We start from the raw sequence: 14,766 nt of genomic DNA on the forward strand, positions 1-14,766 counted from the left end.
TAGGTTATTAGACTTCAGTTGATTTTACCACTTCTTAAAGCAAATTCGGCTTAAAAATAGCTTACTCATTTTTGGTAATGGCACAAATTATTTTGTTGCTTCATACAGTAAAATATGACGAAAAAACTTACTGCCTAGCTAGATACCAAGTGTAAATTCAAGCAGTCAGGGCAAGTAATTGACTTCGTTTTAAAATTCGGTAGCCACCGCGAACTTTTTGCAAAATGCCCTGATCTTTAAAATTAGTCATGGTGCGCAGCAAATGACGGTAACTAACATTTAAAATAGCCGCACAATTATTAAGTTGGAAAGAAAAAAGTTCATCTTTTTCATGTTCTAAAATAAAACGGGCTAGTCTAGTTTCGACGGGTTCACTTAAGGAATTGGCCAGATTAATCCCTGTGTTTAAGCGGTAGCTAAGCAGTTGACAGGTATGTTTTAAAAAGCGCAAATCATTTTGCAAAATAGACCGGTATTGCTTCAAGTTAATGCAAACACAAGTGCAAGGGGTCATGGCTTTAACACTGCTACTGGGTGTTGTTTCCCATAAAGAAGAGGCTTCTCCGATAATGGTTGCTTCATAGCAGTAATTGATACAAATGTTTTGTGTATCGTAGGTAAATGAATAGACCATCGCACTTCCTTCCACTAGAAAATATAAGTACTTCGAAGCTGTTCCCGCTTGAATGAGATCTTCATCTTTTTCAAAGGTACATAAAGTTGCAATTGAAAGTAAATCTGTACTTAAATAATCTTGTAAATTATTGGTTGCAATTGCTTCTTTTAACTGGCTTTTATCAAATAGCTGTTTCATAAAAGCTTCCTTTCTCAAATGAGTGTTTTGTTATTTTTGATTATAACGGCAAATGAGTAAAAAAGCATCCTTTTTCCAAGTGATGTAAAGATAATGTTCGGGTTTTACTTAAAATTTACAAAAAAATTACCTACAAAGTGACACAGGTCATTTTTGTTTGAGATAATTCTTGCTATTATGTGGGGGCAATATAAATCATTTTCCAATAGGAGGAGAAAACATGCGTTTCAAAATGTTGGCAACCGGTCTTTTAACACTAGGAATTTTAGTCGGTCTTACAGGGTGTGGTAATGAACAAAAGGCACAAGGGGACACAAAAGAGAAATTGGTGGTGCAATTTGTTCCAACGAATAATGATGGTTCTATGGAAGCTAAAACAAAACCATTTGCTGCGTATTTATCAAAAAAACTTGATAAAGATGTGACTGTTACTCTGGCAACAGATTATTCTACGATTGTTGAAGCGATGGCCTCAGGTCAAGTTGATGTAGGAATTATGCCGCCAGCGGCTTATGTGCAAGCAAAAGATATGGATGCAGCAGAAGCAGTGTTGACCTCTCAATTGGGTGCTTACGATAGAAAAACAGGTTTACCAACAGATAAATTAACCAATACTTTTAAAGGTGAAATTTTAGTTAAAGCTGATAGCAACTTAAAGGATTTGACAGACTTAAAAGGAAAGAAAATTGCTGCTTTAAGTCCGAATTCAGCTAGTGGCTATATTTACCCGGTAGCTGAATTAAAAGAGGCCGGTGTTGACCCAACCAAAGATGCTACTGTTACAACGGTCAATGATATTCCAAGTGAAATGACAGCTGTATTAAACGGTCAAATGGATGCAGCCTTTGTTTTCGAAGGTGCGCGTAATGTATTTGCTTCAAAATTCAGTGATCAGGATATTATGAAAGATTTACGGGTTTTATATTTAACCACAGGTGATATTCCTAACGATGCGATTGCGGTGCAGCCCAAAATGGACACGAAATTAAAACAAGAAATTAAAGATGTCTTTTTGAATATGCCAAAAGATGAAGCCGGACAAGAAGCGATGGCTTTATGGGGGCACAAAGGCTACCAAGAAGCTGCTGATAGTGCCTATGATACAATTCGCGAATACACGAAAAAAGCTTCTGAGTAAACAAATTGCCGGTTCTTAGGAGCTGGCTTTTTTACTCGTAGAATTATAGAGTCAAAGCGTTTTTCAGTTAGAAAAAAATGCGCTTCAAGTTGTCTTTTGGAAGAATTTCGATATCTAATTTAGGAGTTAAAAATATGATTGAATTTAAAAATGTTGCTAAAGTCTACCCGAATGGTGTCAAAGGCTTAAAGGATATTAATTTAACGATTGCCGATGGTGAATTTGTTGCCATTATCGGATTGAGTGGTGCTGGGAAAAGTACCCTTTTGCGGTCTATCAATCGTCTAGTCACAACGACTGCTGGTGAAATTATCATTAATGGTGAATCGATTACAAACGCCAATAAGAAAAAATTGCGGGAAATCCGCCGCAATATTGGGTTAATCTCACAAAGTTTCAATTTGGTTAAACGCAGTACAGTCCAAAAAAACGTATTATCCGGTCGTCTTGGCTATTATTCTACTTGGAAAAGTATCTTTGGTTTGTTTACAAAAGCCGACTATGAAAAAACAGCAACAGCTTTAAGTCAAGTCGGCTTATCTGATAAATTGCACACCCGAAGTGATGAATTAAGCGGTGGTCAGCAGCAGCGTGTTTTAATTGCAAGAGCCTTAGTGCAGCAAGCGGACATTATTTTAGCTGATGAACCGGTGGCATCTCTTGATCCGGTTACATCTGAAAAAGTGATGGGAGATTTAAAAGAAATCAACCAAAACTTAAATAAGACGATTATTGTGAATATTCACTCTGTCTCTTTGGCAAAAGCATATGCCAGTAGAATTATCGCTTTAAAAAGTGGTGAAATTGTTTTTGATGATGTTGCACAAAAACTGACGGAACAACGTCTTAGTGAAATCTATGGGAAAGCGTACGAAAAGGAAGTGGGAGAAAATGCAAATTAAAGATACCGTCCATTTTAATTGGTACAAACATTTATTTGTAATAATTGTGCTACTGCTGTGTTTACAAGGCAGTATCCTTTTAACTGACGCTAATTTTCAGGCGGTATTTCAAAATTCTAATCAGATGGCCCTTTTTTTAGCCCGCTTTTTAAAACCTGACTTTAGCTATTTACCAAGTCTTGTAACGCCACTACTCAAAACATTGCAGATGTCTGTTTTGGGTACTTTTTTAGGTGTTCTATTTGCCGTTCAGATTAGTTTTTTAGCGACTCACGTTGTGACAAAACAACGTCTTTTATCTTATATTATCCGCTTTTTCTTAGGCGTGATTCGCACGATTCCCAATTTATTATTGGCCGCTTTATTTGTTGCCATTTTTGGTATTGGTGAGGCAACAGGGGTACTAACGATTGCCGTTTTTACCTTCGGGATGGTTTCCCAGTTGATTTTTCAAGCAATTGAAACAATTGATTTTGGCCCAATTGAAGCCAATGAGGCAGTTGGTGCCAACAAAATGCAAGTGGCTATTTGGTCGGTTACACCGCAAGTCATTAACCAAATTATCAGCTATACTTTTTATGCCTTTGAAGTAAACGTACGAGCTTCGACCGTGTTGGGATATGTGGGCGCTGGTGGGCTTGGTGTTATTTTGAATTCATCATTAGCGCTTATGCGTTACGATCGCGTATCCATTATAATTTTGACGATTTTTGTGGTGGTGGCCATTGTGGATGGTTTAAGTGAAGCAGTTAGGAGGAGATTAGGATGATACTTAGTCAAGTTAGCAAAAAAATATATTTTTTTGTGCTGCTACTTTTAGCTTTAGTGATTTATTCTGCCTCAGGAATTGACTACAGCAGCTTAAAAACATTTTCTTTTGCAATGGGAGCAGAAGTAATACAAGGGCTAGCCCATCCTGATTGGCACTACTTATATGATGGTAGTGGAGAAGATTTGCTTAGCTTATTGTTGCTTACGATTGGGATTGCTTTTTTAGGCACTTTTATTGCAACGATTTTGGCACTACCTTTAACTTTAATTAGTGCCAGCAATTTGTGGCAAAATTATCCTTGGGTAGCCAAAATTGGTAAATTTATTTGTAACGTTTTGCGGGCTTTTCCTGAACTCGTTTACGCTATTATTTTCGTTAAAGTAGTTGGTCCAGGACCCTTTGCTGGGGTAATGGCAATCGGCGTGCATCAAATTGGCATGTTAGGAAAATTATTTACCGAAGAAGCCGAAGGGATGGATGAGGCTTTGATTGAGGATGCAGCAGCGATTGGTGCTAATTTTTGGCAAATTGTTTTCTCTGTGCGTATACCATATTTATTACCAATCTATAGTTCACTGTCTTTAAATCATTTTGAAATCGCCGTGCGAAGTGCCGCAACTTTAGGTTTGGTAGGTGCCGGCGGAATTGGGGCACCTTTGATATTTGCAATTCAAACGCGGAGTTGGGATCGCGTTAGTATTATTTTATTAGGAGTCGTGGTAACCGTCTTTAGCTTAGACTTATTCACTGGCTGGATTCGTAGGAAGTTACGCTAATGAAAATTTTACAACTCTCTGATTTACATTACCGTAGTCATTATTTGCCAGCTACCACAGGTTATCAAGCAATGTTGACAAAAATGGAGAATCCCTTGACCTATTTAGATCGTGCGATTGAAAAGGCCAAAGAAATGACAGCTATTGATTTAGTCTTGCTTACTGGCGATTTAACCGAAGATGGTCAAATTGCTGATTATCGCTTTTTGCACGAGTATTTTACCAAAAAGTTTCCTGATACACCTGTTATGGTCACATTAGGTAACCATGATATCAAAGAAAATTTTTATCAAGGGTGGCTAAAAAACGCGCCTTCTTCAAACTACTATAATTTCGTTTCTGAATTTGATCCGTTTTATTTAGTGTCATTTGATACTTCTGTTTATGGTAATGCAGACGGGACAATTGATAAAGCTCAGTTAAATTGGTTAGAAGAAGTTCTTTCAGCGCACCAAGACAAGCCCGTTTTATTTATGACTCATCACCATTTAATTGCAGAACAATATGCAACGTTAAATTTACCCCAGTCTGATCAATTGTGGCAAATTTTAAAACGTTACACTATTTTAGCTGTTTTAAATGGCCATACGCATTACCATTATCACAAAACTGTCGGTCAAATTCCTTACTATACCGCCGATGGTCTTTCCTTTTTGGGACAAGATGAAGGCGATGGGATTGTTCGCTTTGTTCAACACGCGGGTTTTAGTCTTTACGAAGTCAAAGCAGGGCAGTTAAAAGAGACCGCAAGAGAAATTGTAACGAGCGGCAAGTTATTACAAAAAGTCGATATGCGCTCGTGTTAGGTCAATAAAAAAGGTGTGACATAAAATTGTCACACCTTTTTTTGCGCATAAACAGCGTTTATTATAAGTAACGGAACACTCTGGTTGTGGCCTCATTTTTTGTTTGTATTAAGCAATTTCTGCTAATGAGGGGACAGTGATCGCACCGTATTTTTTTTCTAAAGCTGTTTTTAATAAGCGGTAAGCCAGTTTTTCATTGCGAGCTAGGATAGGGCCGTGGAAATAAGAACCGTAAACATTGCGGTAGATGACACCTTCTGTTTGATCTTCGCCGTTATTGCCTTTTCCTTCAACGATTTTGCCTAAAGGTTTTTCTCCAGCGCCTAAAAAAGTCCGTCCGTTGTGGTTTTCAAAGCCGTAGTAAGTTTCATCGAATTCTTCATTGTGAATGACAATGTCGCCAATAAAACGATTATTTTCCTGACTTAACGTGTAGTGATCTAACGCGCCGATTCCTTTGATTTTTTCGCCATTAGCTCCCATGTAATAATGGCCCAATAATTGATAGCCACCACAAATAGCTAACATGATACCATCATTTTCGATGTAATCTGTTAAATCTGCTTTTTTATTTTGAATATCTTCAGAGACAATTAACTGTTCAAAATCTTGTCCGCCGCCAAAAAAGACGAGATCGTATTTGGCAGGATCAAATTTTTCGTGGATACTAACAATCTCTGTGTCCAATTGAATACCCATTTTTTTTGCTAAATATTGTAACACCAATAAGTTGCCGTTGTCGCCGTAAGTGTTCAACAGGTTGCCGTATAGATGGGCCAATGTTAATTCATAATCAGCCACGATCCATTCCTCCTTTAATGTAACCTTTTTCTGCTAATTTTTTTCGTAATTGTAACACTGCAGTGTAGGTTGCCAAAATATAAACATTTTCTGTTGGTAATTTCTTAATATCTTCAATGACTTCATCTAAGTCTTTGGTTTCGGTTAATTTATCTTCTTGAATACCCGCCACTTTTAAGCGTAATGCCATATCTTTGTGGCGCTCGCCGCCGGCAATGACTGCTGGAATATCCATTTGGGCAAAGGCTTCATGATTACCATCCCAAATCCAGCTGACATCAATTCCGTCTGCATAATTGGCGTTTAATAAGGCCACAAGGGAAAAAGAGTAAGGTGAAAGACCAATCATATCAATGACTTGATTTAGACCAACGGGATTTTTTACTAATACTAAGGTACATTTCTTGCCGTCGATTTCAATTATTTCTTGGCGGCCAAAAACTTTTTCATCATAACCAAGACCAGCTTTGATTTTTTCTGCTGGAACATCGTAATATTCTGCTACAGCAGTTGCTGCTAAAGCATTATAGACATTGTACATTCCACCAACTTCGATACCGTATTCATGTCCATCGATGATAAAATCCGCTGAAGTATTATCCATGGCTAACATTTTAGTCAATTTGTAATCCAATTTTGGTCGATGAAAACCACAATTAGGACAATAATATTTACCTAAGTTAGCATAGGTAATCATTTTGTAATGCAAAATGTGGTGACATTGCGGACACAAGACACCATCGGTATTATAGTGGGCCATTTGTTCTTTATCAGGTAAGTGATCAAAGCCGTAATATTTACGGGGATTGACGGTATCCACAGAATTAAAAATCGGTGAATCGCCATTGCACAAAATCGGCGCATTCGGTGATTTTTCAGCTCCTTCGACAATCAGACGATAAGTCGTATAAATTTCCCCATAACGGTCCATTTGGTCGCGGAAGATATTCGTGAAAACAAATAATTCTGGCTTGATATAAGCGGTTACCTTACTAAGACTGGCTTCATCGATTTCTAGGACAGCAAAGTTTTTTTGATTTTTCTTTGGCTTGGCAGATAAAAAGGTTGAAACAATCCCTTGTACCATGTTGGCACCTGTCGGGTTGGTCAACACCTCATCAAATTGTTGTTTTAAAATATTAACAGTTAAAGCAGTCGTAAGTGTTTTACCGTTTGTCCCGGTCACGACTACCACTTCGTAAAGATCAGAATAGTGATCTAAAACATTGGGATCAATTTTTAGGGCCAATTGTCCTGGATAGCTGGAACCACCTTTGAAAAAGGTTTTTAAAACCCATTGGGCACTTTTACCGGCAAATATCGCCAAGTGACTACGTAAGCTCATAAATTCTGTTGCTCCTTTTAGTTAAACTGACGTTACGTTTTATAAATCCAACTTATCATACCATAGTCTGAATAATTTACGGTAACACCTTTGCTTTTTCTTAAATTTTAGTCGCAGATACTGCCGTTATCACAACAACAAAACTAAGTAACGCGTTAAAATCCTGCAAAAATGCAAAAAAGCTTTGCAAACTCGCTTAGCTTTTAACAATAAGACCCAATAGCTTAGCTTATTGTAGCTGAAGTTTAGTTTGAAAAGCTCGTTATAGGTATTTTTGCGGTAAGTGAGTTATTCAGGTGAAAATTTTAGACGTTACACGATTTATTTTGACTGCTTCAAGCAGAATGTTTCTAATCGAATTTTTTTACTTTACCCAATAATGATTTGTTCAGTCGGGTACTCGTAACCTTGGTCGCGAGTTTCTTTTGGAATAAAGAGTAACAAGGTATACAACATACCAATGCGGCCGATAAACATTAATAAAGCAATGACAATTTTTCCTACAACGGATAAGTCAGAGGTTATGCCAAGCGATAAGCCGGTTGTCCCAAAAGCTGAAGTCACTTCGACAATAATGGCGATTAGCGATTGTTTTTCAGTGGCGCTTAGCAATAAGACACTAAAAAAGCACATGGCTAAAGAAAGCATAAAAACGACGACTGATTTACGGACATCCGCATCACTTATTCGGCGGCCAAAAATATTAATATTATCTTCGCTTTTTAAAAATGAAGTCATGTATAACCCGATAATGGCAATGGTCGTCGTTCGCACACCGCCTCCGACAGAACTAGGACTACAGCCAATAAACATCAGGAGTGAAAAGATGATTAAAGTTGTCACTTGAAACTCACCTAAGTCGTGAATCTGTAACCCCGCGTTACGGGTAGTCATGGAGTAAAACATACTATTAATAAAGCGTCCCAATGGATCAATTCCTGCAAATAAGTGATCTCTTTCCAATAAGTAAATAATCAGGGTCCCACCAACAAACAAAATAACAAAGGCTAACACAGCAATTTTGGTAAAGAGGGAAAAGCGAAAAGGCAGACGTCGTTGCATTTTTTTGCGCCGGTATAAAATCCACTCGTAAAAATCCATTAAAACAGGAAAGCCGATCCCGCCAATAAAAATTAAAAACATAATGACGATCAAAAAAGGATAGTCGTTGGCAAAAGGCATAATCGAATCTCCTGTGACATCAAAACCAGAGTTTGTAACAGCCGAAATGGCTTGATAAAAGCCATAAAACAATGCGTCGCCTAGGGTTTGATAGTAACCTTGCCATAAAAAGTAAAAAGCAAACAATAAACCAAAGCTAACTTGAAAAACCAAAATCATGGTAAAGGTAATCCGAATTAACCGGACAATACCACTAAGACGGGGCTGATTCATATCCGTCATAATCAGCTGTCGTTGTTTAAGCGAAATTTTGCGGCGGGAAATAATAAAGAAGAAAGTTGAAATCATCATAATTCCGAGACCGCCAATCTGGAATAAAACTTCCAACAATATGACGCCATTTTCATTAAAAACGTGATTGATATCAAAAGTTGTTAGTCCCGTCACACTGACAGTGCTAATGGCCATAAAAAACATATCTAAAAAAGGAACGTGGACATTTGGCTGACGAAAAATAGGTAAATAAAAAAGCAGCAATGAAATTAGTGTCATTAATAAATAATAGCTGACGATAATCTGAATGGAAGAAACATTGCCAGCGATAAAAAAACGTGCTCGGCGCAGTTTTTGCCGCAGCACCCGCATTATACTCATAAAAAACTCCTTTGGATAAATAATTAAGCTCGTCTTAAGTATAGCAGAGAAGCAGAAAATTGGGGGCAGGAACCTTTATTTCTCCACCGTAATCAAAAAATTGAAATTATCTTGTGGAAATTTAAAACGCATCGTTAGAAAAAAGGTATGAATTTACCAAATTCTTGTCATAAATTATTCACATTTTCTGGCTATTATATATACATACCAACAAAACAACCCAAACCCAACAAACTTTTCTTTTCATTTTCTTACTCCCTGAAAAACCATCGTCCCTTGTGGCGGTGGTTTTTTGTTTGTCACAGGCAAAATTTTCAATCCTGTAAGACGCAAAATTCCTACTGTAAAAAGCTGTCCTTTTCCGCTATAATATCAAAGAGTGAAGCGGAGGAATTTGTGAAATGGCACAATTATTTTTTAAATATGGCGCAATGAACAGTGGGAAAACTATTGAGATTTTAAAAGTTGCCCATAATTATGAAGAACAAGACAAGCCTGTTGTCATCATGACGAGTGGTTTAGATACCCGCTCTGGTGTTGGGCGGGTTTCAAGTCGAATCGGTTTGCAAAGAGATGCACTGCCGATTTTTACTGAGACAAATGTTTTTGAAACAATTACGAATTTAGATTTTAAGCCTTACTGTGTGTTAATTGATGAAGCACAATTTTTGCAAAAACAGCATGTTTTGGACTTTACTAGAATTGTGGATGAATTGAATATCCCTGTGATGGCCTTTGGCTTAAAAAATGATTTTCGCAACGAATTGTTTGAAGGGTCAAAATACTTATTGTTATATGCTGACAAAATTGAAGAGATGAAAACAATTTGTTGGTTCTGTCATAAAAAAGCGATTATGAATCTTCATTATATTGACGATAAACCTGTTTATGAAGGGGACCAAGTTCAGATTGGCGGCAATGAAGCGTATTATCCAGTCTGCCGTCACCATTATTTCCATCCAGAAATTTGAGTCAGTAACCAGTAAAATGTAGCTTTTAAGAGAAGTTATCGGTAAGACATCTATTTGAAAATAAAGGAGTAAAATAATTATGTATGATCAGCTGCAGGCGATTGAAGATCGTTATGAAGAATTGGGCGAGCTGCTAAGTGATCCAGATGTAATCAGTGATACGCAGCGCTTTATGGAGCTTTCTAAAGAAGAAGCTAACACGAGAGAAACGGTGGAAGTTTACCGTCGTTACAAGCAAGTTGTTGATGGTATTAAAGATGCCGAAGAATTATTAAGCGAAAACTTAGACGATGAAATGGCAGAAATGGCCAAAGAAGAGCTAAGTGATTTGAAAAAAGAAAAAGAAGTTTTAGAAGAACGGATCAAAATTTTATTGTTACCTAAAGATCCTAATGACGATAAAAATATTATCATGGAAATTCGCGGTGCCGCAGGCGGTGATGAAGCGGCACTTTTTGCGGGCGATTTATTTAATATGTATCAAAAATACGCTGAAACACAAGGCTGGAGAGTCGAAGTGATGGATGCCAATATTACCGGTATTGGCGGTTACAAAGAAGTGATTATGATGATCACTGGCGATAACGTTTATTCCAAACTGAAATATGAAAGTGGTGCGCATCGGGTGCAACGTGTCCCTTCAACAGAATCACAAGGGCGTATTCACACTTCCACTGCGACTGTTGTCGTAATGCCAGAAGCAGAAGAAGTTGAAATTGATATTGCTGATAAAGACATTCGGACAGACATTTATCATGCGTCTGGTGCTGGTGGACAGCACGTTAATAAAACGGCTTCTGCTGTACGTTTGACGCACATTCCAACCGGGATTGTCGTGGCGATGCAAGACGAGCGCTCACAATTAAAAAACCGGGAAAAAGCAATGAAAGTATTACGGGCTAGAGTGTATGATCAAATTTCTCACGAAGCGCAAAGTGAATACGATGCCACGCGTAAATCTGCGGTAGGAACTGGGGATCGTTCTGAACGGATTCGGACGTATAATTTCCCTCAAAACCGGGTAACAGATCACCGCATTGGTTTAACGATTCAAAAATTGGATCAAATTTTAGCTGGTAAATTAGATGAAATTATCGATGCCTTAATCATGTACGATCAAACATCGAAATTAGAAGAGATGCAAAATGGCTAAGACGTATCGAGAAGCTCTGTTAAGAGCTTCTTCTTTTTTAAAAGCAGCTGGTAAAGAAGCCTACAGTATTGAATTTGTTTTTTTAGCGCGTAAGGGTTGGGATAAGACTCAGTGGCTGTTAAACATGAATGAAAGTATCTCTAAAGTAGATGAAAAACAAATTGAAGTAGATGTAGCTGCATTATTGCAAAATCAGCCACCGCAATATTTGTTAGGCTATGAATATTTTTATGGACACAAATTTAAAGTAAATGAAGCAACATTAATCCCCCGACCAGAGACCGAAGAATTAGTCGATTGGTGTTTGCAAAAAAATCAAGCAACGACGATGAAAAAAGTGGTAGACGTTGGAACCGGTACCGGTGCGATCGGCATTTCTTTAAAGTTGGCTAGAGCAAATTGGCAAGTTAGTGCAGTGGATATTGTGCCAGAAACATTAGCGGTGGCACAAGATAATGCCAAAGCCTTAGGAGCAAAAATTAATTTTATTTTAGGCGATACTTTATCTTGGGCAAAAGAAGAGTATGATATTATTATCAGCAATCCGCCTTACATTGGTGCCAGTGAGTGGGAGTTGATGGATGAGAGTGTGCGGGAATTTGAACCTAAAACAGCGTTATTTGCCGCAGATAATGGTTTAGCGCTTTATCGCAAGCTGGCAAGCCAAGCGCAAAAAGTTCTAGCAGCTAATGGCCAAATTTTTTTGGAAATTGGTTTTGCACAAGGTCAGGCTGTCACAGAAATTTTTCAAAGCGCTTTTCCCGATAAAAAAGTTATCGTAAAAAAAGATTTAAGTGGCAATGAGCGAATGGTCTATGTGTATTAATTATTACGCAAACTTGTGGAAAAAAATTTTTTCAAATTGTTTCACGATTAAAAAACATAGCTAGCAGAACTGTTTCACAAAATAAAAGTTATGAACAGACTTTTGCACACTTGACAAATCACTTATCCACAAAAAGTGGATAAGTTTATTGAAATTGTTGAAAACTCGCCTATTCTGTGAAAAAAGGATGTGGATAAAGATTGGAAACGAAGGTATACCAAACCGATCAATTACAAGCAGCGGCAGAAAAATTAAAAAAAGGAGAGCTAATCGCTTTTCCGACTGAAACAGTCTATGGACTAGGTGCTAATGCACTTTTACCTGCGGCTGTCAAGCAGGTTTTTGCAGTTAAAGGACGTCCTAGCGATAACCCGCTGATTGTCACCGTGGCAGATTTTGCAATGGTGAAAGATTATGTGGATAACTTTCATCCGTTAACGCAAAAAATTGTCGAAACTTATTGGCCAGGACCGCTAACGTTAATTTTTACCATCAAAAAAGATAGTTTACCTGCTGTTGTTACAGGTGGTTTATCCACAGCAGCTTTTCGTATGCCAGCGAATAAAAAAACACGGGAATTAATTGCGTTAGCAGGCGTTCCGCTAGTAGGTCCAAGTGCTAATACCTCAGGTAAACCAAGTCCAACGACAAGTGAGCATGTGTATCATGACCTAAAAGGAAAAATCGCCGGAATTGTCGACGATGGTGCTGCTCAAATTGGTTTAGAATCAACGGTCTTAGATTTAAGTGATCACACAAAAGCACCCGTCATTTTACGACCTGGTGCTATTACACAAGAAGAATTAACCCAGACATTAGGCGTAGCTGTTACACTAGACAAGCATTTAGTCAGTGAAAGTGAAGCACCAAAAGCTCCAGGTATGAAATATAAGCATTATGCGCCAGATACGAAAGTTTTATTAGTAAAAAATGGCGACTGGGAAAAAGCAAAGGCCTGGGTGAAGGAGAATCATTTGCGAGCTGGAGTTTTAGCCGGTCCAAGTATCTCAGAAGAAATGCGCTATGATACGGCTTGTGTATTTATGTATAGTCAAGATACGCCAAAATCAGCGGCAAAGGGGCTTTTTGCCGGTTTGCGGGCGTTGGATGATAAGGCTTTGGACTTAGATGTTATTTTGGCTGAAGTTTATCCTGAAGAAGGCATTGGTGCCGCCTATATGAATCGATTGAAAAAATCAGCGAATCAACAATATTTTAGTGCTGAAAAATAGCGATAAAAAATAAGGGGCGAAAGATTTCTTTTGCGCCTTATTTTTATGATACAATTTCAATACTAAGTGACTTTTTTTCCTTAGTCTAAATGTTTGATAAAAAAGAGTGTTAATTTAAAAGGAGTGGCTAAAATGGATTATCGTGAATTTGACCCAGAATTATGGGAAGCTGTGGACAATGAGTTTAATCGTCAGCAAAACAACTTGGAGTTAATTGCTTCAGAAAATATCGTTTCACCTGGCGTTTTGGCAGCTCAAGGAAGTGTTTTGACCAATAAATACGCAGAAGGTTATCCTGGGCGACGTTATTACGGTGGGTGTGAATTTGTTGATATCACCGAAAATTTGGCAATTGATCGGGCCAAAGAACTATTTGGTGCTAAATTTGCGAACGTTCAACCTCATTCTGGTTCACAAGCCAACACTGCTGCTTATTTAGCCTTGGTTCAACCAGGAGATACAATTTTAGGCATGGATCTTTCTGCTGGTGGGCATTTAACCCACGGCTCAAAAGTTAACTTTAGCGGTAAAACCTATCACTTTGTCAGCTATGGTGTTGATCCTACAACCGAAGTGATTGATTATAATGTCGTGCGCATCTTGGCGCGTAAACATCAGCCAAAACTTATTGTGGCCGGCGCGAGTGCCTACTCACGGACAATTGATTTTGCGAAGTTTAAAGAAATCGCCGATGAAGTTGGCGCAAAATTAATGGTTGATATGGCACACATTGCCGGTCTTATTGCAGCGGGGTTACATCCATCGCCAATTCCTTACGCCGATATTACTACGACAACCACCCATAAAACTTTGCGGGGGCCTCGGGGTGGAATGATTTTAACCAACGATCCCGATTTAGCCAAAAAAATTAATAGTGCTGTTTTCCCTGGTATTCAAGGTGGACCATTGGAACATGTCATCGCAGCAAAAGCAGTTGCTTTTAAAGAAGCACTTGATCCAAGTTTTAAAGAGTACAGTCAACAAGTTATCAATAATGCACAAGCTATGGCAAAAGTCTTCAACCAAACACCAGAAACGCGGCTTGTTTCAGGGGCAACTGACAACCACTTGTTATTAGTAGACGTACGTGGTTTAGATATTACAGGTAAAATTGCCGAACATGTTTTAGATAAAGTGAATATTACGTTAAACAAAAATTCTATTCCTTTTGAATCGCTAAGCCCAATGGAAACTAGTGGTATTCGGATTGGCACACCGGCTTTGACTAGCCGTGGGTTTAAAGAAGAAGAATGTACCCAAGTAGCACAATTAGTAGTGAATGCGTTGAAAAACCGCGAAGATGAAGCTGAGTTAGCAAAAATCAAAGCAAGCGTAAAGCGCCTAACAGATCGCTTTCCTATTTACCAAGACTTAGAAAAATAAATCATTTCGTTAAAGTGGCAATCTTTTTGATTGCCGCTTTTTTTGTAAAAGTAAAGCTGATTTTTAACTAG

At 38.1% G+C, this 14,766-nt stretch carries 14 protein-coding genes; 10 read left to right on the top strand and 4 right to left on the bottom strand.

Annotated features, from left to right (window positions below):
* Positions 1 to 157 precede the first annotated feature (157 nt).
* Entirely contained in the window at positions 158 to 814 is a 657-nt protein-coding gene (locus JZO76_RS00970; RefSeq protein WP_206902304.1) for a cyclic nucleotide-binding domain-containing protein, read from the bottom strand.
* A gap of 220 nt (positions 815 to 1,034) precedes the next feature.
* On the opposite strand from JZO76_RS00970, the gene JZO76_RS00975 reads away from it, so the two are divergent.
* The 5 genes from JZO76_RS00975 (at position 1,035) to JZO76_RS00995 (ending at position 5,208) form a co-directional block, all read left to right on the top strand.
* Positions 1,035 to 1,952: a phosphate/phosphite/phosphonate ABC transporter substrate-binding protein gene (locus JZO76_RS00975; RefSeq protein WP_206902305.1), complete on the top strand. Its 918-nt coding sequence runs from the start codon at positions 1,035 to 1,037 to the stop codon at positions 1,950 to 1,952.
* A gap of 134 nt (positions 1,953 to 2,086) precedes the next feature.
* Positions 2,087 to 2,854, top strand: coding sequence for a phosphonate ABC transporter ATP-binding protein (phnC, locus tag JZO76_RS00980; protein ID WP_206902306.1), 768 nt, complete (start codon positions 2,087 to 2,089; stop codon positions 2,852 to 2,854).
* On the top strand, positions 2,844 to 3,623 hold the full coding sequence (gene phnE, locus JZO76_RS00985) for a phosphonate ABC transporter, permease protein PhnE (RefSeq protein ID WP_206902307.1): 780 nt from the start codon (positions 2,844 to 2,846) through the stop codon (positions 3,621 to 3,623). The genes phnC and phnE (JZO76_RS00985) overlap by 11 nt, the downstream gene beginning before the upstream one ends.
* Complete coding sequence (gene phnE, locus JZO76_RS00990; RefSeq protein ID WP_206902308.1) at positions 3,620 to 4,402, top strand: phosphonate ABC transporter, permease protein PhnE; 783 nt, start codon at positions 3,620 to 3,622, stop codon at positions 4,400 to 4,402. The genes phnE (JZO76_RS00985) and phnE (JZO76_RS00990) overlap by 4 nt, the downstream gene beginning before the upstream one ends.
* A complete protein-coding gene (locus JZO76_RS00995; protein WP_206902309.1) occupies positions 4,402 to 5,208 on the top strand; it encodes a metallophosphoesterase family protein in 807 nt (268 codons plus the stop codon). The genes phnE (JZO76_RS00990) and JZO76_RS00995 overlap by 1 nt, the downstream gene beginning before the upstream one ends.
* A 108-nt stretch (positions 5,209 to 5,316) precedes the next feature.
* Here the strand turns inward: JZO76_RS00995 and JZO76_RS01000 are convergent, their stop codons facing one another.
* The 3 genes from JZO76_RS01000 to JZO76_RS01010 form a co-directional block, all read right to left on the bottom strand.
* Positions 5,317 to 6,009: a type 1 glutamine amidotransferase gene (locus tag JZO76_RS01000; protein ID WP_206902310.1), complete on the bottom strand. Its 693-nt coding sequence runs from the start codon at positions 6,007 to 6,009 to the stop codon at positions 5,317 to 5,319.
* On the bottom strand, positions 6,002 to 7,354 hold the full coding sequence (locus tag JZO76_RS01005) for a Mur ligase family protein (RefSeq protein WP_206902311.1): 1,353 nt from the start codon (positions 7,352 to 7,354) through the stop codon (positions 6,002 to 6,004). Before JZO76_RS01005 ends, JZO76_RS01000 begins: the two co-directional genes overlap by 8 nt.
* A gap of 369 nt (positions 7,355 to 7,723) precedes the next feature.
* On the bottom strand, positions 7,724 to 9,121 hold the full coding sequence (locus JZO76_RS01010; protein WP_431520963.1) for a TrkH family potassium uptake protein: 1,398 nt from the start codon (positions 9,119 to 9,121) through the stop codon (positions 7,724 to 7,726).
* 410 nt (positions 9,122 to 9,531) lie between these two features.
* On the opposite strand from JZO76_RS01010, the gene JZO76_RS01015 reads away from it, so the two are divergent.
* The 5 genes from JZO76_RS01015 (at position 9,532) to glyA (ending at position 14,695) form a co-directional block, all read left to right on the top strand.
* Positions 9,532 to 10,101 carry a thymidine kinase gene (locus JZO76_RS01015; RefSeq protein ID WP_206902313.1) on the top strand — a complete coding sequence of 190 codons (570 nt, stop codon included), beginning with the start codon at positions 9,532 to 9,534 and terminating at the stop codon, positions 10,099 to 10,101.
* Positions 10,102 to 10,180: 79 nt separating this feature from the next.
* Positions 10,181 to 11,254 carry a peptide chain release factor 1 gene (gene prfA, locus JZO76_RS01020; RefSeq protein ID WP_206902314.1) on the top strand — a complete coding sequence of 358 codons (1,074 nt, stop codon included), beginning with the start codon at positions 10,181 to 10,183 and terminating at the stop codon, positions 11,252 to 11,254.
* Positions 11,247 to 12,080 (top strand): peptide chain release factor N(5)-glutamine methyltransferase, encoded by an 834-nt coding sequence (prmC, locus tag JZO76_RS01025; RefSeq protein WP_206902315.1) that lies wholly within the window; start codon positions 11,247 to 11,249, stop codon positions 12,078 to 12,080. The genes prfA and prmC overlap by 8 nt, the downstream gene beginning before the upstream one ends.
* A gap of 200 nt (positions 12,081 to 12,280) precedes the next feature.
* Positions 12,281 to 13,312 carry an L-threonylcarbamoyladenylate synthase gene (locus JZO76_RS01030; RefSeq protein ID WP_206902316.1) on the top strand — a complete coding sequence of 344 codons (1,032 nt, stop codon included), beginning with the start codon at positions 12,281 to 12,283 and terminating at the stop codon, positions 13,310 to 13,312.
* A 132-nt stretch (positions 13,313 to 13,444) separates the two neighbouring features.
* The gene (glyA, locus tag JZO76_RS01035) at positions 13,445 to 14,695 is read left to right on the top strand and encodes a serine hydroxymethyltransferase (protein WP_206902317.1); all 1,251 of its coding nucleotides are present in this window, start codon (positions 13,445 to 13,447) and stop codon (positions 14,693 to 14,695) included.
* Positions 14,696 to 14,766: the final 71 nt, after the last annotated feature.

Source organism: Candidatus Enterococcus myersii (assembly GCF_017316025.1).
Lineage (GTDB): Bacteria > Bacillota > Bacilli > Lactobacillales > Enterococcaceae > Enterococcus_C > Enterococcus_C montenegrensis.

Bases quoted from the DNA above. Each gene is read 5' to 3' on its own strand.
- JZO76_RS00970 (WP_206902304.1), bottom strand. From the start codon at position 814: ATGAAACAGCTATTTGATAAAAGCCAGTTAAAAGAAGCAATTGCAACC.
- glyA (WP_206902317.1), top strand. From the start codon at position 13,445: ATGGATTATCGTGAATTTGACCCAGAATTATGGGAAGCTGTGGACAAT.
- phnE (WP_206902308.1), top strand. From the start codon at position 3,620: ATGATACTTAGTCAAGTTAGCAAAAAAATATATTTTTTTGTGCTGCTA.
- JZO76_RS01015 (WP_206902313.1), top strand. From the start codon at position 9,532: ATGGCACAATTATTTTTTAAATATGGCGCAATGAACAGTGGGAAAACT.
- JZO76_RS00995 (WP_206902309.1), top strand. From the start codon at position 4,402: ATGAAAATTTTACAACTCTCTGATTTACATTACCGTAGTCATTATTTG.
- phnC (WP_206902306.1), top strand. From the start codon at position 2,087: ATGATTGAATTTAAAAATGTTGCTAAAGTCTACCCGAATGGTGTCAAA.
- JZO76_RS01010 (WP_431520963.1), bottom strand. From the start codon at position 9,121: ATGCGGGTGCTGCGGCAAAAACTGCGCCGAGCACGTTTTTTTATCGCT.
- JZO76_RS00975 (WP_206902305.1), top strand. From the start codon at position 1,035: ATGCGTTTCAAAATGTTGGCAACCGGTCTTTTAACACTAGGAATTTTA.
- prfA (WP_206902314.1), top strand. From the start codon at position 10,181: ATGTATGATCAGCTGCAGGCGATTGAAGATCGTTATGAAGAATTGGGC.
- prmC (WP_206902315.1), top strand. From the start codon at position 11,247: ATGGCTAAGACGTATCGAGAAGCTCTGTTAAGAGCTTCTTCTTTTTTA.
- JZO76_RS01005 (WP_206902311.1), bottom strand. From the start codon at position 7,354: ATGAGCTTACGTAGTCACTTGGCGATATTTGCCGGTAAAAGTGCCCAA.
- phnE (WP_206902307.1), top strand. From the start codon at position 2,844: ATGCAAATTAAAGATACCGTCCATTTTAATTGGTACAAACATTTATTT.